General features: G+C 68.5%; 18 protein-coding genes and 1 other RNA gene. 7 read left to right on the top strand and 12 right to left on the bottom strand.

The annotated features are described in order from the left end of the window. Positions 1-39: 39 nt before the first annotated feature. The 4 genes from F9C12_RS17270 to F9C12_RS17255 form a co-directional block, all read right to left on the bottom strand. Positions 40-258 (bottom strand): hypothetical protein, encoded by a 219-nt coding sequence (locus F9C12_RS17270; protein ID WP_009073301.1) that lies wholly within the window; start codon positions 256-258, stop codon positions 40-42. A gap of 89 nt (positions 259-347) precedes the next feature. Continuing rightward, entirely contained in the window at positions 348-989 is a 642-nt protein-coding gene (locus tag F9C12_RS17265) for a response regulator transcription factor (RefSeq protein WP_009073303.1), read from the bottom strand. 57 nt (positions 990-1,046) lie between these two features. Then, positions 1,047-2,180 (bottom strand): sensor histidine kinase, encoded by a 1,134-nt coding sequence (locus tag F9C12_RS17260; RefSeq protein WP_409466584.1) that lies wholly within the window; start codon positions 2,178-2,180, stop codon positions 1,047-1,049. Next, complete coding sequence (locus tag F9C12_RS17255) at positions 2,177-2,869, bottom strand: sensor domain-containing protein (protein WP_409183011.1); 693 nt, start codon at positions 2,867-2,869, stop codon at positions 2,177-2,179. The genes F9C12_RS17260 and F9C12_RS17255 overlap by 4 nt, the downstream gene beginning before the upstream one ends. Positions 2,870-3,046: 177 nt before the next feature. Between F9C12_RS17255 and ssrA the strand changes: the two genes are divergently transcribed. Beyond that, positions 3,047-3,421: a transfer-messenger RNA gene (ssrA, locus tag F9C12_RS17250) on the top strand. Between the two features lie 435 nt (positions 3,422-3,856). On the opposite strand, the gene F9C12_RS17245 is transcribed toward ssrA, so the two are convergent. The 8 genes from F9C12_RS17245 to F9C12_RS17210 form a co-directional block, all read right to left on the bottom strand. Beyond that, positions 3,857-4,702, bottom strand: coding sequence for a hypothetical protein (locus F9C12_RS17245; RefSeq protein WP_409466583.1), 846 nt, complete (start codon positions 4,700-4,702; stop codon positions 3,857-3,859). Further along, positions 4,699-5,184, bottom strand: coding sequence for a hypothetical protein (locus F9C12_RS17240; protein ID WP_409466582.1), 486 nt, complete (start codon positions 5,182-5,184; stop codon positions 4,699-4,701). Before F9C12_RS17240 ends, F9C12_RS17245 begins: the two co-directional genes overlap by 4 nt. Positions 5,185-5,201: 17 nt before the next feature. Next, entirely contained in the window at positions 5,202-6,116 is a 915-nt protein-coding gene (locus tag F9C12_RS17235; RefSeq protein ID WP_409466581.1) for a hypothetical protein, read from the bottom strand. After that, positions 6,113-6,484, bottom strand: coding sequence for a hypothetical protein (locus tag F9C12_RS17230; RefSeq protein WP_409466580.1), 372 nt, complete (start codon positions 6,482-6,484; stop codon positions 6,113-6,115). Before F9C12_RS17230 ends, F9C12_RS17235 begins: the two co-directional genes overlap by 4 nt. Before the next feature lie 256 nt (positions 6,485-6,740). Then, complete coding sequence (locus F9C12_RS17225) at positions 6,741-7,481, bottom strand: class I SAM-dependent methyltransferase (protein ID WP_409466579.1); 741 nt, start codon at positions 7,479-7,481, stop codon at positions 6,741-6,743. A 15-nt stretch (positions 7,482-7,496) separates the two neighbouring features. Beyond that, complete coding sequence (locus F9C12_RS17220) at positions 7,497-8,174, bottom strand: tRNA-dependent cyclodipeptide synthase (RefSeq protein WP_409466578.1); 678 nt, start codon at positions 8,172-8,174, stop codon at positions 7,497-7,499. Then, entirely contained in the window at positions 8,171-9,850 is a 1,680-nt protein-coding gene (locus F9C12_RS17215; RefSeq protein ID WP_409466577.1) for a class I adenylate-forming enzyme family protein, read from the bottom strand. Before F9C12_RS17215 ends, F9C12_RS17220 begins: the two co-directional genes overlap by 4 nt. Positions 9,851-10,284: 434 nt before the next feature. Continuing rightward, entirely contained in the window at positions 10,285-11,070 is a 786-nt protein-coding gene (locus F9C12_RS17210; protein WP_409466576.1) for an IclR family transcriptional regulator, read from the bottom strand. Positions 11,071-11,250: 180 nt separating this feature from the next. Between F9C12_RS17210 and hutH the strand changes: the two genes are divergently transcribed. The 6 genes from hutH (at position 11,251) to F9C12_RS17180 (ending at position 19,439) form a co-directional block, all read left to right on the top strand. Beyond that, positions 11,251-12,777: a histidine ammonia-lyase gene (hutH, locus tag F9C12_RS17205; protein WP_409466575.1), complete on the top strand. Its 1,527-nt coding sequence runs from the start codon at positions 11,251-11,253 to the stop codon at positions 12,775-12,777. Positions 12,778-12,779: 2 nt separating this feature from the next. Continuing rightward, on the top strand, positions 12,780-14,441 hold the full coding sequence (gene hutU / locus F9C12_RS17200; RefSeq protein WP_409182996.1) for a urocanate hydratase: 1,662 nt from the start codon (positions 12,780-12,782) through the stop codon (positions 14,439-14,441). Next, the gene (locus F9C12_RS17195; protein WP_409466574.1) at positions 14,438-15,634 is read left to right on the top strand and encodes an allantoate amidohydrolase; all 1,197 of its coding nucleotides are present in this window, start codon (positions 14,438-14,440) and stop codon (positions 15,632-15,634) included. The genes hutU and F9C12_RS17195 overlap by 4 nt, the downstream gene beginning before the upstream one ends. Then, positions 15,631-16,935, top strand: coding sequence for a formimidoylglutamate deiminase (locus F9C12_RS17190; protein WP_409466573.1), 1,305 nt, complete (start codon positions 15,631-15,633; stop codon positions 16,933-16,935). Before F9C12_RS17195 ends, F9C12_RS17190 begins: the two co-directional genes overlap by 4 nt. After that, on the top strand, positions 16,923-18,068 hold the full coding sequence (hutI, locus tag F9C12_RS17185; protein ID WP_409182993.1) for an imidazolonepropionase: 1,146 nt from the start codon (positions 16,923-16,925) through the stop codon (positions 18,066-18,068). The genes F9C12_RS17190 and hutI overlap by 13 nt, the downstream gene beginning before the upstream one ends. Positions 18,069-18,251: 183 nt before the next feature. Continuing rightward, positions 18,252-19,439 (top strand): FAD-dependent oxidoreductase, encoded by a 1,188-nt coding sequence (locus F9C12_RS17180; RefSeq protein ID WP_409466572.1) that lies wholly within the window; start codon positions 18,252-18,254, stop codon positions 19,437-19,439. Positions 19,440-19,449 lie beyond the last annotated feature (10 nt).

The following is a 19,449-nucleotide window of genomic DNA, read 5'->3' as shown; positions in this document are numbered from 1 at the left end:
GGTCAGCAGGAGGCGAAAGGTGGGGTTCGCCCTACCCGGCTAGGAGAGGGTGTCCGGCTCCGGTTCGGACTCGTGCGCCTGTACCCGGTAGGCCCAGCCGTTCTCGGTGAGGCCGAGTTCGTACCGCGTCTCGATTTTCGGGCCGCCGTGCAGGTGGATGTGGCGCACGACGGTGCCCGGAACCGGTTCCTCGTCGGCGAGTTCCTGCACCCGGCCGTCGAGCGGGCCGCCGAAGAAGCGGACGCTGCGGTCGGACATCGGATACTCCTCGCTCGGTTCGGGCGGCATCAGTCCATGGTAGGCGAGGAACCCGGCGCGAGGCTGCCGTCAGTTCGAGTGAGGGGGGGTTACCGGCCGAGGTAGGTCAGGACCGCGCGAACCCGGCGATGTTCTTCGGAACTGGCCTCGAGACCGAGCTTCGAGAAGATGTTGCCGATGTGCTTTTCGACCGCGCCGTGCGACACGACCAGCGAGTTCGCGATGGCGTTGTTGGACAGTCCCTGCGCCATCAGGCCGAGTACTTCGGACTCGCGCGCGGTGAGCGAATCCAGCGGGTTGCGGCGGCCGCGGGCCATCAGCTGGGCGATGACGTCCGGGTCGATGGCGGTGCCGCCGTCCGCGACGCGCCGGACCGCGTCCAGGAACTCGTCCACGTCGGCGACGCGCTCTTTCAGCAGGTAGCCGACGCCGCCGGCGCCGCCGGACAGCAGCTCGACGGCGTAGCTTTCCTCGACGTACTGCGAGAGCACGAGCACCGGCAGGCCGGCGATCTCCTTGCGAGCCGCCAGCGCCGCGCGCAAGCCCTCGTCGGTGAACGTCGGCGGCATCCGGACGTCGACGATCGCCAGGTCAGGACGGTGTTCGGTGATCGCGCCGAGCAGGTCGTCGCCGTTGTCGACCGCGGCGACGGTCTCGATGCCCTCGTCGGCGAGCAACCGGGTGACCCCGGCCCGAAGCAGCACGGCGTCTTCGGCGATCACTACCCGCATCAAGGCCCCCAGGTCCGTGAGTGAAAAGCTCCCGGAGGCTATTCACTCACGGACGGGTCACCATTGACACGGCAGGTCCGCTCTGATGACCGTCGGCCCGCCGACCGGGCTGACGACGGTGATCACGCCGTCGATGGTCGCCGCGCGGTCGGCCAGCCCGGCGAGCCCGCCGCCGGGGCGGACCTCCGCGCCGCCGTGGCCGTTGTCGGTGATCTCGGCGATGACGTGCGTGTCCGAGCGCCACACCTTCACCGACGCCTCGGTCGCGCCGGAGTGCTTGGCGATGTTGGTGAGGGTCTCGCCGACGATGAAGTACGCCGTGGTCTCGACCGCGGCCGGCGGGCGGGGCTCGACGTCGACGCGCACGTCCACCGGGATCGGCGACTTCGCGGCCTGCGCGGACAGCGCCGCGTCGAGACCGCGGTCGCCCAGCACGGCGGGGTAGATGCCGCGGGCGAGGTCGCGCAGCTCCGAAACGGCGAGCTTGGCGTCCGAATGGGCTTCGTCGATCAGCTCGCGGACCGCGTTCGGGTCGTTGTCGAACTTCGACTTCGCCCGGCCGAGGCTCATCGCGACGGCCACGAGCCGCTGCTGGGCGCCGTCGTGCAGGTCCCGCTCGATCCGGCGGCGCTCGGCTTCCGCGGCGTCCACGCCCCGAGCCCGCGACGCCTGCAGGTGCTCGGCCTTCTTTTCGAGCTTCTTCGTGCGGTTCGGGCCCAGCAGGGACAGCGCCAGGTTCCCGTGCAGCCAGCCGAGCCACGGCGTGACCCAGATCGCCATCGGCAGCAGCACGATCGACGCGAGCGCGATCGGCAGCTCCACGATCGACAGCGGGAACGCGGCCATCAGGTACGCCAGATCCCGCCAGGTCGTCGGGTCGGACAGCCGGGTCAGCCAGCGGCGGGTCAGCGGCTGCCCGTCCAGCGGCAGCCGCTCCACCGGGGTGAGCGGGGTGCCGAGCATCCGGCGGGCCCAGCGCCGCTCCAGGTCGCCCGACCAGCGGATGAACCCGGTGACGGCCAGCAGGATCGGGAAGCCGATCCAGATGATGAGCGTCGCCGTGCCGACCGTCCCGCCCACCACGATGAGGATGAACTGCACCAGCCGCAGCACGAACGAAGGGATCATGTACCCGATCGTGCGAGCCGGATGCGGACGAGGGTGCTCCGGAGGCGGGTCTTGCGCAGTCATCCGGCCACCGTGATCCCGTCGATCTCGTTCCACGAGCGCTCCATGCGCCGCCGCTGGGCGACCGTGGGCCGCAGGAACGCGGCCGCGAACGCCGCGTGCCCGGCCGCCAGCCCCTTGGTCAGGGCAACGGCGATCGCGGCGAACAGCACCCCCAGCGCCGCCCACGGCAGCGCGGTCACCGTCGAGTCGACGACGAACCACGGCACATCGTAGCTCGGGAAGGCGTAGACCCCGTCCGGAAGGAAGCGGTAGTAGACCGGCAGCGCGACCAGGCCCAGGCTGACCGCCCACACCGTCACGACCAGCACGAACTCCATCAGGCCCAGCGGGAAGAGCAGGAGCAGGTAGGACAGGTCCCGCCAGGTCGCCGGGTCCTTCACCCGCGTCAGCCAGCGCTCCTTCTGGCCCGACGGAGGCAACGGCAGATACGGATCGTCGACATACACGTCCAGCAGCGCGAACACCCGCCCCCGCTCGACCCGCCCCGCGGTCCGCGCGAACAGCACGAGCAGTGCGAGCAGCGGAACCCCGAGCCACACGACGACCGTCCCCAGCCCAGCCGACCCCAGCGTCACGATGACCGCGAACGAGAGGAGGCCGAAAGGCAGGTTGAGCAGCAGATACGCCAGCGCCCCACCCAACGGCGGAGTGCGGCGCCCGAAACTGCGACCGGCGGGCACGGTGACCATGGCGAGGCTCCCTCACTGCGGAAACTGACCTGCTCAGCATGGCCGGGCGGGCGCCGGCCAACCAGGGGGCGAGCGGGCATCTTCGAGGTGGGGACAGCCCTACCTCCCGCGCAGGCCGATGCCGGAATTACCGGGTTGCCGGACGCGTTATGATGGGGGAGTTAAGAACGCCTACAAGGGGGTGAACGGTTTCGACTCTGGACGTTGAATCAAGGGAAGCGTGCCGGTGCAGGCGAGAGACCACCGTAAGCGTCATCGCAACCTAATAAGCGCCAAGGCCAATAGCCAGCGCGACTTCGCTCTCGCTGCCTGATCGCAGTAGAGCAAGTCTGTCGGCCCGGGGTCGCCTCCGACCCGGTCGCCGGCATCAGCTAGGAGGCTCACCTCCAGTCCCGGCCACGGGGCCTGGCAGGGAAGCAAACAGTGGCTGGGCCCGTCACTTCAGCTTGTTCGCGTGACTGAAGGGGCCAAGCAGAGACACAGCGGACTGCGCACGGAGAAGCCTTGAGGATGCGCTAGAGGACCCGGGTTCAATTCCCGGCACCTCCACTCGATTCGCGGGAGAGCCCTGCCACGCTTGCGCGTTGGCCGGAGCTCTTCTTCGTATCTTCCCTTGGGGGTCGGACCCCCAAACCCCCGCCAGGGGGCTGCGCCCCCTGGACCCCCATCGTGGTGGTTCCGTTGGGTGGGTTGGGGTGGTTTCGTTTGGTGGGAGGGTCCTGCCGCGCTTGTGTGTGGGCCGGGGGCTTCTTTGTATCCGGCTTGGGGGCTGCACCCCCAACGCCCGGCAGGGGTTGTGGCCTCTGAGCCCCGCCGTGGTTGTTTCGTTTGTGGGAGGGGCCTGCCGCGCTTGTGCGTGGGCCGGGCTCTTTTCGTATCTTTCCTTGGGGGTCGGCCTTCCAAACGCGCGCCAGGGGATGCGGGCCCTGGATCCTCCGTCGTGGTGGTTCCGTTTGGGTGGGGTGAGTGAGTGCGCTGGCTGCGGGGTTAGAGGGCGTTGTTTTGGTCGGGGTGGGGGGCGTTGAGGTCGCAGTACGAGTAGAGCTCGGTCCTTTTGTCGTCGGTGTTTTGCGGGATGTGCTGGAGCGGGACGATCCAGGTGCTGCGTTCGCCGGGGGAGCAGGACGGGCTTGCCGGGGGTTGCTGGGGGCTTCCCGCCGGGTTGCCTTTGCCGTCGGGCGGGGCTAGGTCTCCGCCCACGATTTTGCCGTTCGCGTCGCGGAACACGACGGCGGTGCGGCGGCTGGAGAGTGCACGGCAGTTGGCCGATTTTTCTGTGTAGCGGACCGTGTCGGCTGGAGGGGATGCCGGTACTCGGTCGGTGGCTTCGTAGGTGTCTGTCGCCGGGGTGTAGGAGCCGAGTGCGCCCTTTGGCAGCCAGGTGGTGGTCTGGATGTCGACATCGGCCGAGTTGACCTTGTCGTTTCCGCCGACGTTGATGAGTGTCCTGCCGATGCCGACGTGTTCGCCGGGGAGCATGACGGGGACTTCCATGGTCATCGGCGCGCCTTGGATGGGGCCGGGCGGCAGGCCGTTGACCGAGACGATGACTTTGAGCGTGACTTTGGTTCGGTAGGCGATGTGGTCGCTGGTATTGCGCAGCACCGCTCCCATGCTCGCCAACCCGGATGACGACACGCCTTTTTCCGCGACTTCGATCCCGCCCCCGGCGGGGCCGGTTTTCGCCGACACCGGTTGTTCCTTCACCGAATTCGGGATGTCGCAGGGCTTTGCCGCCGATCCGTCGCCACGGGTCAGCACCACTGCGACAACGCCCGCAGCTGCCGCCAGCAGCGCGACGATCGTGACCAGGAGGAGTTTGCGTGTGGTCATTCGTAGTACCGCTTCTTCAGCTCGTCCACTTGGGACTGGAAGTCCTGGATCAGCTTCGCGGCTGCTTCGGAAGCGTCCGCGGCGAACTGCTCTTCGGGCACCTCCCGGACGGTGCCGGGCCGGACCCGCACCGAGAAGTTCTCCATGCCTGCCGCGGAGATCGTGATCCGCTCGTCGCTCGACTTCCCGATCGCCTCGACCTTGGCCCGGTCGGCGAAGAAGTTCGAATCCCGCAGATCATCGGCATCGATGTGCAGGTCGGTCTCGTCGATCGCTGCCCGGTACTGTCGCTGCCACCCGGCCCACAGGAGCCGTGCGAGGCTGGCGAGTGCGTTCTCCAACGCGGATTCGTCGATGAAGTCGTAGACGCTTTCCCCGAACGACACAGTGATGTCCGTGCGGCGGCGCAGCTCCGCTTCGATTTCGGTCCCGGGTGCGTGTACGCGAACCCGAATGCCGTCGAGCCTTTCGGCCAGATCCATCCCGGCCCCTCCTGTCGTCAGTCCGACCGGCCCATGCCGATGTCGCTGGCCAGGTCGTGCTCGTTCATCCCGGCCAGCTTCGGACGTGCGGAGACGAGCTTGTCCTTGTTCGCGTGCACGGCATCGGTCAGCGCTCGCACCTTGTCGGCGATCTGCTGCGTCTCGACCTCCTGGATGTGCCGGGCGAGAGCGTCCACCGCCTGCTTCATCGAGTTGACGATCGTGTCGGCCGAGTCGCCGGACGCCGTGATGTTCGCTATGCCCGCACTGCCTACCGAGGCTGCCGCTCCGATCGCGGCGAGCGGCACGACACCCCCGGTCGCGATAGCTACGACGACGCCGCCGATCGCGCCGACCGCGGAGAGCACCGAGAATCCGAACGTCCACTGGTTCTTTCCGCACCCGCCAGCGTTGTCCAGCGCGTTCTTCGTGTTCTCCGCGATCTTGTCGATATCGTCCCGAGCCTTGGCCCACATCGCCTGGTGCGCTTGGAGCGCGCCTTTGAGCGTGGACAGCATGGTGAACTGATTTCCGACGATCGTTCTGAACGGGTCGAGGAAGCGGGACTTGAACTCCATCGCGGCTTCGCCGGTCCAATCCTGCAGGTAACCGCCATCGGTGGTTATTCTGTCCAGGCACGGGTTCGCCAGACCCACGTCGCTGGTGAGCTGAGTGTTGTGGGTGGGGCTGGTGTTCAGCTTCGCCATGGCCGCGGTGAGGTCGGCGATCAGCGGATCGTATCCGGCTGGATCGGGCATTCTGGAGAACGGCTCGAACAATGCTTCGACGAAGGCGTAATGCCTCCTGAACGACTCGGGATCGTGGACCGCGCCGGATTGTGTCGCGTATTTTTGATCGTGTTCCCTTATCGCCAGCTCGGCGGCTTTCTCCTTGATGTCTTTCGCATGCTGCATCAGCTGGTCGAAAGTCATCGTCTGCCGTCCAGTTCGGGGTCGGTGTGCGCGCGGCGGTTCAGTTCGTCCTTCGCTGCTTGGTCGGTTTCCGCGTACAGCTGCGCGACCTTGCCCAGCGCCGTCGCGGTGTCGTCCAGGTTGGTCTTCGTTTCCTTGAGAAGGCCCTCGACGGACTCGTGCAAGCCGAGATAGGTCCGGTACACCGGCCCGAGTGCGTCGCCTCCGAAGCGGTCCGGGCGCCGCATCGCGTTGGCCACTCCGGCGAGGACGCGTTCGCAGCTGCCGATCGCAGCTGCGTATTCAGCGGAGACCGCGGGAAAGTCAACCTTGGCGGCCCTCTCGAGTTTGTAGAGGTCGACGCCGAATTCCTTGCCTTGATGAACCATGTTTCCCCCTATCGACGTCGGCTCTCGCCTCGGCGGCGACCGGGGTCGACTGGTGGTCCTGCCTGCTCAGCCATGTGCGTCCTCCCTGCGCGCGGGCTCAGTCGGTAGCTCACCAACATCAACTAATGGTAGCCAATCGGTCACCGTATGTCCTAAGAACGTGCTAATTGGCTTATTGGCGGCCTGTTGAGAAGGGGATGCGCGCAGAGCCGGCTCGCGCTGGATGCGCGAGCCGGCTACGTATTCGGGATGGTTGCTACGGCTTTGTTGCGGTAATCGTCAAACTCGTCGGATTTTTCGCACAGCGCGCGGCTCGTTCCCGGTCGGCCGGGGCGACCCTGTCGGACGGCTTGACCAGGGACCAATCGACGTTCGTGAAGCCTGCGGTGTGCAGGACGTCCACGATCGTCGTCGTGGGCCAGTGGTGTACTTCGATTTCCGTGGGTGGCGTGGTGCGGACGGCTACCTTGAACTTGTCGCCTTCGCGCGGGTTTTCCGGGCGGTAGGTGCGGAAGCCGGCCGCGGTTTCGGATTCTTCGCTGGAGTCGGCATTCGCGCTCAGGACCACCAGTCTGCCGCCCGGTTTCAGGTTGGCGTACATGGTTTTCGCCATGGTTTGCATGGTTTCCCGCGTGTCCGCGTAATGCAGGACGTGGATCGCCGTTACCACGTCGAACTCGCCTTGGTGCGGCATGGAAGCCAGGTCTTGGACTTCGTAGGCGATGCCTTGCGGGTTTCGCGCTTCCGCTTGCCGCGCCAGGGCGATCATTCCGGGCGACAGGTCGGTGCCTACCACTTGTGCGGCGCCTAATTGCTTGATTCGGCGGGTGAAACTGCCTTCACCGCAGCCTACGTCCAGTACTCGCCGGCCGCGCAGGTCGCCTAGGAGGTCTTTGAACGAGGGCCATTCCAGGTTTTCCCGGACGAAGCTGATTACCGCTTCGACGTCGGCGAAGGCGGTGGCTACCTGGTCGTACTGGTCGACGGATTCCGTCATCGAGTGTCTCCGTGCTCAGGCCGGGCGGATTGTGGCGTAGCCCTGGCCGGGGTCTGGTTTCAAGGCTGAAGTGTCCGAGAAAATGACGTTCGCCAGAGGGAGGGGCTGGTGGTAGAAATTCAGGGAGGCGTCTACGTCGAAGATTCTGCAAGAGGAGACGAAGAACGGCAGTTCGGCGATGAGGTATTTCTTCGCTTCGGCGATTTGGTCCGGAGTGGCCTCGGCGGTGAGGCCTTTGGCGGCCAGGACTTCTTTGGTCATTTCTGTGCTGGCCGACGCGAGGGCCGGGTCGTCCGCGGTGAGGGTCGCGCAGTGTGCCAGGACCTCGGTGTAGACGGGGTCTGCCGAGAGTTCGGACATGCGGTGCAGGCTGTCGGCCGGTCGGGGGCCGCCTAGGTCGGTCCAGGCTCGGAGTACCCGGTTGCGCAGGACGTTGGTTTCCGACCTGGCCTTCTTCGCGGCCTTGGACTCGTCGTAGCCAAGGGCGGTGAAGGTGTGTTTCAGTGCGCTGTCGGGAATGATGACGTCGATTTGCTTGAATTCCGTTTGCAGCCAGTCCAAAGTGGAGCGCAGGCGGTCGACGTTGAAGTAGCTGTTGCCTGGGCTGACGCCGAAAACCGCGTGGCGGCGGGATTCCCAGACTTCGCGGCAGGACGTGGTCAAGGGCTCCACGCGGAAACCGTTGCTGATCATGTCCAGCGTCCCGTGCCGGGGGTGGCCACGGTGTCCAGGTAGGTGCGGCGCAGTTCCTCCCGGACGATTTTCCCGGTCGCCGTTCTCGGCATGTCCGAAGCGGTGATGACTACGGGGTCGGCCAGTTCGGGGAGGCCGGTGCGGGCTCGGGACCAGTCGGTTTCGTCCAAGCGGCCGTCCCGGGTGGCGACGACGGGGAGGGGTACGTCGTTGTCCCGGGGGAGAATGGCCACGTCCGAACCTTCCGGCAGGCGGTCTACCAGGGTGTCTTCAAATTCCAGGTAGCCGATTCCGGACGCGTAATTCACCTCGCGGTCCACGATCTTGAGGGCTCCGGTCGGGGTGAGGATGCCGATGTCGCCGGTGTTCCACCAGTCGCCCACCAGTTTTTCTTTCCAGCGTTCGGGTTCGCCGTAGTAACCGGCGCAGCGGGCCTTTGTTTTGGCGAGGACGAGACCGGGGCGGCCGCGTTCGACCGGTTCGAAGGTGGTGGGATCGACGATCTTGAGAGTGACGAATCCGGGCATCGGACGGCCTACGACGCGCGGGCCGGGTTTGTGGTCGCGCGGGCGGTTCGCGGCGCGGCGCGAGAGCACGGTCATGCCCATGCCGCCGGTTTCCGACTGGCCGTAGCCGTCGCGCCAGAGGGGAAACGGGTGCCGGGACGCGTTCAGGAAACGGCGGATGACCGGCCAGCGGATCGCGTCGAAGTTTCCGGCGAACAGGCGGATGTTCGCGAACGGATTGTTCGCGCCGGTGCGGATCAGCGGGGCCATCGCCGCGTAGTCGATGGGCAGCGCTTCCATGAAAGTCGGCCGGTACTGGCGGAAAACCCGGTCGACCACCTCCGGGGAGCTGTCGTCCATGGCCAGCACGGTGGCCGGCGAGAGGGTCAGCACCGAATAGATCCAGGTGAAAGCCCGGGCGTGCACGTAAGGCGTGAACATGGCCACTACGTCGTTGCGGCGGAATGTCAGGGGCGGGAAATGGCGGCATTCCAGCCTGGCCATTTGTTTCTGAATGGTGGCCGGCGGGAAGATGATCAGCTTGGGGATGCCAGTGGTGCCGGAGGTGTGGGTGAGCATCAGGAGTTCGTCGTCGCGGCGGAGGACGGGACGCAGGTGCGGTTCCGCTTTGAGGTCCGCGTAGGTCTGTGCGTGCGGGGAGTCGCCGTTGAGGCTGAAGATCTTGCCTTCGAGACCGGGGAACACCGCGGGCGTGATTTCCGCGCGTTCGATGCGTTCGGCGTCGGTGACGATCGCCGCCGGTTCTACTCGGCGGATCAGGCTTTGCGCGGCTTCCTTTCCCAGCAGGCCGGACAGCATCACCGCGACCGCGCCGATCCGGGCGATCGCGGAAGCCAGCAGAATGCAGTCGAAATGATTCGCTTTGTACACGACGACCCGGTCGCCGGGTTTCACGCCCGCTTTGCTCAAGATGCCCGCGGAATCGCGGACCAGGGCCGCCAGCGCGGGCAGGTCGAGCGTCGAACGGCCGTCCCGGTCGAGGTCCAGCGGCCGGGACAGGTGGAACGTCATGGGCTTGCCGGAACTGCTTCGGTGATCGAACAGTTCGCCCAGGCTGAAGGCCCAGTTCGGTTTCATCGGTGAAATGCTCCTATGCGGTGCTGTTCGGCAGCACAAGGCCGGTTGCCGCCCTCGTCCGAATGCGGGCAAGGGTCATCGCAGCGACTCGAATAGCGCGAATCGCTGTGGGGAAATGCTGAAGCTGGCAGAGCAATGCCGATCCGGGCGCCGCCCCCGCGGTGGCCGGATCAGTGAAGATGGCCTACCGGTGGCCGGTAAGCGAACAAGCGGAAACGTGCTGAAGCGAATCCACTCAAGCCCCCTGATGTTTTGAGTTTCGCTTTAACCCTATTAGAGCTATACCTGAGCGGATAGTGACTGTCAATCGTCCGTTGGAGGCGCTCAATGCGAGTATTGCGACAAGTGGGGGACCTCGCGTGGTGACGCGGAAGTGCCGTTGTGTCGGTTTTGTCGTGGCTGGAAAGAAGTGGTTGCGCGGTTGCGCTTTTCGGTTAAGGTATGCTGGTCCGGGCGGACGTTCTGGGGATGGCCGTTTTATTTCTGGGGGAATTGCCGTGAGGTTGTCATGCCGGGCGGGTGCCGCCGATGTGCGTCGTGAGCGTGGCGGCTGTCGCGGCGACGGCTTCGGCTAGCTCGGGAAAAGTCTCTTCGCACGGACCGTCCTCTGGGCAGAGGTGGCGCAGTGTCACGCTGATCGCGGCCATCGGGCGGGTGCCGTGGTCGAACACCGGGGCGGCGACTGAGGCGAAGCCCGCTGTCACGTGCCCGTCTTCCACCGACCAGCCCAGGCGGCGCTCGGCCGCCAGGGTGCGGCGCAGCGCGGCCAGCGAATTGGGTCCGCGAGGGGTGCGCAGGACGAACGACGCGGCGGCCGGGAACAAGGCGCGGACGTGCGCGGCGGGCAGGTGCTGCAGCATCGCGCGGCCGGAGGCGGTCAGGTGCGCGGGCAGCCGGACGCCGACGTCGGTGACCAGGGTTTCCGGGCGGGCGGGGCGCTCCTTGATCAGATACAGCGATTCGTTGCCGTGCAGGACGCCGAGATGCGCGGTGTGGCCGACGCGGTCGACCAGTTTGCGCAGCAGCGGTCCGGCCAGCCGCTCCAGCGGGTCGTGGCGCAGGTAGGCCGAGCCGAGCTCGAAGGCGGCGATGCCGAGGCCGTAGCGGCGTTCGGCGGGCAGATGGGTGACGAAACCGGCCGAGGTCAGCTCGTTGAGCAGGTGGTACGTCGTCGACCGAGGCAAGTCCAGGTCGCGGGCGATGGCCGCGGCCGAGACCGGGCCCGCGTGGCCGGCGAGCAGGCGCAGCACGGAGAGCCCGTTGCGCAGGGCCGGAACGTCGGAACTGCTCACTGAGGACTCCTCGGTCTCCTCCGGATGGCGCGCGAGGGGACCCCTCGCACTGCCCGAACGGAGTATGAGGGGTCCCTTCGCGCCGGTGGTCGAGGCTCTCGCCACGTGTTGTCTTGGATACCAGACACTACCGCGAACTCCGCTCTGTCGCGCCGGCCCGCCGGAGGGTGCAATGGCGGCATGCCGGAACCAGTCCTCCTGAGCTCGAAGCCGATGACCGCGGCGCAGGTCGTCGACATCGTCCGTGGGCACGCGCACGTCGGGCTCGCCGAGACGGTCGAGAAGAACCTCGCCGCCACCCGCCAGCACATCGAAGACCTCGCCGACGCCACGTCGCCGACCTACGGGGTCTCGACCGGGTTCGGCGCGCTCGCCACGCGCCATATCCCCGTCGAGAGCCGCACCGCGCTGCAGCGCAGCTTGATCCGCTCGCACGCCGCGGGTGCCGGGCCCGCGGTGGAGCCGGAAGTGGTGCGCGCCTTGATGCTGCTTCGCCTGCGCACGCTGGCCAGCGGCTACACCGGCGTGCGCCCGCAGACGGCGCAAACGCTTGCGGCGCTGCTCAACGCGGACATCACGCCGGTCGTGCACGAGTACGGCTCGCTCGGCTGCTCCGGCGACCTCGCGCCGCTGGCCGCGGTCGCGCTCGCGTTGATGGGCGAGGGCGAGGTGTTCCACGCCGGTGAGCGGAAGCCCGCCGCGGACGCGTTGCGGGCGGCCGGGATCACGCCGCTCGTGCTGGCCGAGAAGGAGGGCCTCGCGCTCACCAACGGCACCGACGGCATGCTCGGCATGCTGCTGCTCGCCGCCGCCGATCTGCACCGGCTGCTGGACGTCGCGGACATCACCGCGGCGATGAGCGTCGAGGCGCTGCTCGGCACCGACCGCGCGTTCGCCGCCGATCTGCAGGCGCTGCGCCCGCATCCCGGGCAGGCGACCAGCGCGGCGCGGATGTTCGCGGCGCTGCAGGGGTCGAAGATCGTGGAAAGCCACCGCGGTCCGGACTGCAACCGCGTGCAGGACGCGTACTCGCTGCGGTGCGCGCCGCAGGTGCACGGCGCCGCGCGGGACACGCTCGCGCACGCGGAACTGGTCGCGGACCGGGAACTGCAGTCCGCGGTGGACAATCCGGTGGTGCTGGCCGACGGCCGGGTGGAGTCGAACGGCAACTTCCACGGCGCGCCGGTCGCGTACGTACTCGACTTCCTCGCGGTGCCGGTGGCGGACGTGGCGAGCATCGCCGAACGCCGCACCGACCGGATGCTCGACCAGGCGCGGTCGCACGGGCTGCCGCCGTTCCTCGCGCACGACCCCGGGGTGGACTCCGGGCACATGATCGCGCAGTACACGCAGGCCGCCGTGGTCAGCGAGCTGAAGCGGCTCGCGGTGCCCGCCTCGGTCGACTCGATCCCGAGCAGCGCGATGCAGGAGGACCACGTGTCCATGGGCTGGTCGGCCGCGCGCAAGCTGCGCAAGGCGGTCGACGGCCTGACCACCGTGCTCGCCGTCGAACTGCTCACCGCGGCCCGCGCGCTCGACTTCCGCGCGCCGCTTCAGCCCTCGCCGGTCACCGGACGCGTCCGGGACCTGCTGCGCACCAAGGTCGAGGGCCCCGGCCCCGACCGGCACCTGGCGCCCGAGATCGCGGCCGCCGAAGAACTCGTGCGGTCGGGCGCTGTCCTGGCCGCGGCCGAACTGGAGGCCTGAGCATGACTAGCACCGCCCGTACCGTCCGCGCCGCCCGCGGCACCTCGCTGACCGCGAAGAACTGGCAGACCGAGGCCGCGCTGCGGATGTTCCACAACAACCTCGACCCGGAGGTGGCCGAGCGGCCCGAGGACCTGGTGGTCTACGGCGGCACCGGCCGCGCCGCCCGCAACTGGGCGAGCTTCGACGCGATCACCCGCGAGCTGACCGCGCTGGAGCAGGACGAAACGCTGCTGGTCCAGTCCGGCAAACCGGTCGGCGTGTTCCGCACGCACGAATGGGCGCCGCGGGTGCTGATCGCGAACTCGAACCTGGTGGGCGACTGGGCGACGTGGCCGGAGTTCCGCCGGCTCGAGCAGCAGGGCCTCACCATGTACGGCCAGATGACCGCTGGTTCGTGGATTTACATTGGCACGCAAGGCATTCTGCAGGGCACCTACGAGACGTTCGCCGCGGTGGCGAAGAAGCGGTTCGGCGGCACGCTGCGCGGCACGCTCACCGTCACCGCCGGGCTCGGCGGCATGGGCGGCGCGCAGCCGCTGGCGGTCACGATGAACGACGGCGTGGCGTTGTGCATCGAGGTCGACGCCCAGCGCGCGCACCGCCGCGTCGAGCACCGGTATCTCGACGAGGTGGCCGACGACCTGGACGACGCGATCCGGCGGGTCACCGCGGCGAAGAAGGAGCGGCGGCCGTTGTCGGTCGGCGTGGTCGGTAACGCCGCCGAGGTGCTGCCGGAGCTGCTGCGCCGCGACGTCGAGGTGGACATCGTCACCGACCAGACCTCCGCGCACGATCCGCTGTCCTACCTTCCCAAGGGCATCAGCGTGGACGACTGGCAGGACTACGCGGCGAAGAAGCCGGACGAGTTCACCGACCGGGCGCGCGAATCGATGGCCGACCACGTCGACGCGATGCTCGGCTTCCTCGACCGCGGCGCCGAGGTGTTCGACTACGGCAACTCCCTGCGCGGCGAGGCGAAGCTCGGCGGCTGCGAGCGCGCGTTCGACTTCCCCGGCTTCGTGCCCGCCTACATCCGGCCGCTGTTCTGCGAGGGCAACGGGCCGTTCCGCTGGGCCGCGCTGTCCGGCGATCCGGAGGACATCGCCGCGACCGACCGCGCGATGCTCGAGCTGTTCCCGGAGAACGAATCGCTGGCCCGCTGGATCAAGATGGCCGGCGAGCGCGTCGCGTTCCAGGGCCTGCCCGCCCGGATCTGCTGGCTCGGCTACGGCGAGCGGCACCTGGCCGGCCTGCGCTTCAACGAGATGGTGGCCAGCGGCGAGCTGAAGGCCCCGGTCGTGATCGGCCGCGACCACCTCGACTCGGGCAGCGTAGCCTCGCCGTACCGCGAGACCGAGGGCATGGCCGACGGTTCCGACGCGATCGCCGACTGGCCGCTGCTCAACGCGCTGGTCAACACCTCGTCCGGGGCGAGCTGGGTGTCCATCCACCACGGCGGCGGGGTCGGCATGGGCCGGTCCATCCACGCCGGGCAGGTGAGCGTCGCGGACGGCACGGCGCTGGCCGCGCAGAAGCTGGAGCGGGTGCTCACGAACGACCCGGGCATGGGCGTCATCCGGCACGTCGACGCCGGGTACGACCGCGCGGCCGAGGTCGCCGACGAGCGCGGGGTGCGAGTGCCGATGCGGGAGCAGGCGTGACCGCATCCGGGCTGCTCGGCGAGATCGCCGACGTCGGGCGCGACACCCGGCGCGGCGGTTACTCACGGCACGCGTTCGACGCGCCGGAACACGACCTGCGCACGTGGTTCGTCGAGCGGGCGCAGCAGGTGGGCCTCGACGTCGAGACGGACCGCAACGGCAACCTGTGGGCGTGGTGGGGTGCTCCCGGCGCGGACGCGGTCGTCACCGGCAGCCATCTGGACTCGGTGCCGGGCGGCGGCGCGTTCGACGGGCCGCTCGGCGTGGTGAGTGCGCTGGCGGCCGTGGAAGCGTTGCGGGCCAAGGGGTTCCGTCCGGCCAAGCCGTTCGCGGTGGTCGTGTTCGCCGAGGAGGAGGGCGGACGTTTCGGCGTACCGTGTCTCGGTTCGCGGCTGCTGACCGGGACGATCGACGCGGACCGGGCGCGGGCGTTGCGGGATCCGGCCGGCATCACGTTCGCCGAGGCCGCGGCGAAGTCCGGGCTGGACGTGGACCGCGTTGGCGCGGATCCGGACCGGCTCGGGCTGATCGGCCAGTTCGTCGAACTGCACGTCGAGCAGGGCCGAGGGCTGATCGACCTCGGTTCGCCGGTGGCGGTCGGCAACACGGTGATCGCGCACGGCCGGTGGCGGTTCTCCTTTGCCGGCCAGGGCAATCACGCCGGTGCGACGCTGCTCGCGGATCGGGTGGACCCGATGCTGCCCGCCGCCGAAACTGTGGTGGCGGTGCGGCGGTTGGCGCGGAAAATGCCGGACGCGCGGGCGACCGTCGGACGGCTGGTGCCTACGCCGGGCGGGACCAACGTGATCGCGTCCACTGTGGACCTTTGGCTGGACGCGCGGGTGCCGGGCACTTCGACGCCGGAGCTGGTCGAGGAGATCACCCAGGCGGCGCGCGCTGCTGCCAAGGAAGAGGGGTGCGAGCTGGCGGTCACGCGCGAGTCGTACTCCGACGACGTGGTGTTCGACGAGGCGCTGCGGCGGTCGCTGGGGGAGTGGCTGGGCAATCCGCCCGAGCTGCCCACCGGTGCCGGGCACGACGCGGCGATCCTGGCGGGATTCGTGCCGTCCGGGATGCTGTACGTCCGGAATCCGACCGGGATCAGCCACGCGCCGGAGGAATTCGCGGAGGCGGACGACGTCGAGGCCGGCGCTCAGGCGCTCGCCGAGGTGCTGGAGCGGCTGGCGAGATGACCACGTACTGGTGCGAACGGGCCTGGCTGCCCGACGGGGTCGCGGAAGCGGTCCGGATCGAGATCGCCGACGGCCGGATCGTTTCGGTGACCGCTGACTCGGAGAAAACCGGGACCATCCTCAACGGACTGACGCTGCCCGGGTTCGCCAACGGGCACTCGCACGCGTTCCACCGCGCGTTGCGGGGCCGGACGCACCATGAGCGGGGCACGTTCTGGACGTGGCGGGAGCGGATGTACTCGCTCGCCGCCCGGCTCGATCCGGATTCGTACTACCGGCTCGCTCGCGGTGTCTACGCGGAGATGGTACTGGCGGGGTACACGAGCGTCGCCGAATTCCACTACCTGCACCACGGACCGGGCGGCACACCGTACGCGTCGCCGAACGCGATGGGCGACGCGTTGCGGCAGGCCGCGCGGGACGCCGGGATTCGGCTGACCCTGCTCGACACCTGCTACCTCGCCGGTGGCATCGGCGTGCCGCCGGACGAGGTGCAGCAGCGGTTTTCGGACGGTTCCGCCGAAAACTGGGCCGAACGCGTTGCGCTGTTGAAGGAAGACGACCTGTTCCGCGTCGGTGGGGCGATCCACTCGGTGCGGGCGGTGCCGGAGTACGAGCTGCCGAAGGTGGACAACGCGGTGCCGGAGGACCGGCCGCTGCACATCCATCTGTCCGAACAGCGGGCGGAGAACGAGCAGTGCGAGGCCGCGTACCGCTGGACGCCGACCGGGTTGCTCTGGGATTACGGCGTGCTCGGCGAACGGCTCACCGCGGTGCACGCGACGCACCTGACCGAGCAGGACATCAAGTGGCTGGGCGAATCCCGAAGCGGCGCGTGCTTCTGCCCGACCACCGAACGGGACCTCGGCGACGGCATCGGACCAGCGCGAAGCCTGCTCGACGCGGGCGTGCGGCTCAGTATCGGCAGCGACAGCAACGCGGTGGTCGACGCGTTCGAGGAGACCCGGGCGCTGGAGCTGGACGACCGGCTCGCCAGCGAGGAACGCGGCCGGTTCACCGCGGAAGAGCTGCTCGCCGCCGGGACCGAACATGTCTCCGCGGGCTGGCCGGAGACCGGCACGATCGCGGCTGGCGCTGGCGCGGACCTGGTCACGGTCGCGACGGACACGGTGCGCACAGCCGGGATCGAACCGTCCGGCGTGCTGTTCGCCGCGGCGGCCGCGGACGTCCGTACCGTGGTGGTGGCCGGGCGGGAAGTGGTGCGCGACGGTGCGCACGTGCTGATCGAACGACCGGAAACCTTACTGGCCAAGGAGATCGAGGCGCTGTGGCAGTTCTGATCACCGGAATCGGTGAGCTCACCACGAACGACCCGGAGCTGGGCAAGCTCCGCGACGCCGCGCTGGTGCTCGACGGCGAGACCGTAGCGTGGGCCGGGCCGGCCGCGCAGGCGCCGGACGCCGACGAGCGGGTGGACGTCGAGGGCCGCGCGGTGCTGCCCGGGTGGGTGGACAGCCACACCCACCTCGTGTTCGCGGGCGACCGCACCGCCGAGTTTGAAGCACGGATGGCCGGACAGGCTTACGCGGCAGGCGGAATCGCGGTCACCGTCGATGCCACGCGGGCGGCTTCGGATGAGCAACTGGCGGCGAATCTGCGTCGACATGTCGAGGAAGCGGCCGCGCAGGGCACCACTTGCCTGGAGACGAAGACCGGGTACGGGCTCACCGTCGCCGATGAGGCTCGGTCGGCGCGGATCGCTGGCGAGGTCGCGGACGAGGTGACCTTCCTCGGAGCGCACCTCGTGCCGCCGGGTGCGGATGCGGAGTCCTATGTGGACTTGGTCTGCGGCGAGATGCTGGACGCGGTCGCGCCGCACGTGCGGTGGGCCGATGTGTTCTGCGAGACCGGTGCGTTCGATGAGGCGCAGTCGGCGCGGGTGCTCAAGGCGGCGGCGGAACGCGGGCTTGGGCTGCGGGTGCACGGCAATCAGCTCGGCGAGGGTCCCGGCGTGCGGTTGGCGGTGGAGCTGGACGCGGCGAGTGTCGACCACTGCACGTACCTGAGCGATGCCGATGTTGAGGCGCTCGCGTCCTCCAACACGGTCGCGACGGTGTTGCCCGCGTGTGATCTGTCGACGCGGCAGTCTTTGGCTCCGGCGCGGCGGCTGCTCGACGCTGGCGCGACAGTCGCGTTGGCGAGCAACGCGAATCCGGGCAGTTCGTACACCACGTCGATGGCGTTCTGCGTGACGACAGCCGTGCTGCAGATGCGGATGACGGTGGACGAGGCGGTGTGGTCGGCGACCGCCGGCGGGGCGCGGGCGCTCCGTCGCGAGGACGTCGGGTATCTGCGGCCGGGGGCGCGGGCGGATGTACACGTGCTCGACGCGCCGTCCACCACGCATCTCGCTTACCGGCCCGGGGTCCCGTTGACCCACGCGGTGTGGCGGAAAGGGGCAAAGCTACGTTAATCCGGTGGCGACCGAGTCCGCGGCTGCGCTAACGTGAAAGGGAACAGGACGCGCGAAAGACCATTGTCCGGTATGGGTTAGGCTGGACGACTGATTCGCTCTGTTTCCGAGTGCCCGGCTTAGGCGGGCCAGCCCAGTGCGTCCCTCTCGAACCAGAATGTTGGTACGGAAGGGACCTAGCTGATGGCGGATAACGCTGACAACACTGTGCTCGTGATCGGGGCCGGGCTCGGCGGGCTGTGCCTCGCACAGGGGCTGCGCAAGGCCGGGATCCCGTGCGAGGTCTACGAACGCGATGCGGCGCTGGACGCGCGCCGGCAGGGCTATCGGCTGCACATCGATTCCCGGGGCGACCAGGCGCTGCGGGAGGTGCTCCCGCCGCACCTGCACGAGCTGTTCCTGGCCACCTCGGGGCAGCCGCGCAACGTCACCACGATCTACGACAGCCAGCTGACGCCGGTCACCGAGTTCGTGCTGGACGATGGTGAGGTCCAGCGGAACGTCAACCGGTTCACCCTCCGGGAGATTCTGTTCGCGGGCCTGGACAACGTCCACTTCGGCAAAGAGTTCGTGCGCTACGAGGAGTGCGACGACGGCGTGATCGCGCACTTCGCGGACGGGACGCAGGCGCGCGGCGCGGTGCTCGTCGGCGCGGACGGGGTGAATTCGCCGGTGCGCCGCCAATACCTTCCGCAGGCGCAGGTGGTCGATACCGGATTGCGCCAGCTGTACGGGAAGATCCCGCTCACCGCGGCGAACCGGGAACTGTTCGATCCGGCCATGTTCTCCGTGTTCAACATTATTTCCGGGCCGGGGAAAGCGATGATCGGGGTCGCGCCGGTCGACTATCCGGAGCCGATCGCCGACGCGTGCGCGCGGCTCGCGCCCGATGTCCGGCTCAGCCCCGACGAGCCGTACATGACCTGCGCTTTCGGTGCGCGCACGGAAATCTTCGGGCAGACCGACGCCGAACTCCGCGCTCTGTCCGGCGACGAGATGCGGAAGCTCGTGCTCGACCGGGTCGGGGACTGGCATCCGAAGGTGCGCCGGATCGTCGAAAGCTGGGTTCCGGAAACGGTATTCCTCGTCTCGATCCGGACCAGCGTGCCGATCGGGCCGTGGGAGCCGTCGCGGGTCAGCCTGGTCGGCGACGCGATCCACGCGATGAGCCCGGCCGCCGGGGCCGGGGCGAACACCGCGATGCGCGACGGTGCCGCGCTCGCGGCCGCGTTGCACAGCGGCCAACCGGACGCGATCGGGAAATACGAAGCGGAAATGCGCGAGTACGGCTTCGCCGCGGTCCGCGAATCCGCGGCGAATGGCGCGCAGCACCTGGGACAGAACCCCTTGCCGGAAATGTCCATTCTGTAAGGCTCGGGAA

The organism is Amycolatopsis sp. GA6-003 (assembly GCF_046267895.1).
GTDB lineage: Bacteria > Actinomycetota > Actinomycetes > Mycobacteriales > Pseudonocardiaceae > Amycolatopsis.
The sequence above is the reverse complement of the archived record's forward strand: the minus strand, read 5'-3'. Positions and strand labels throughout refer to the sequence as shown.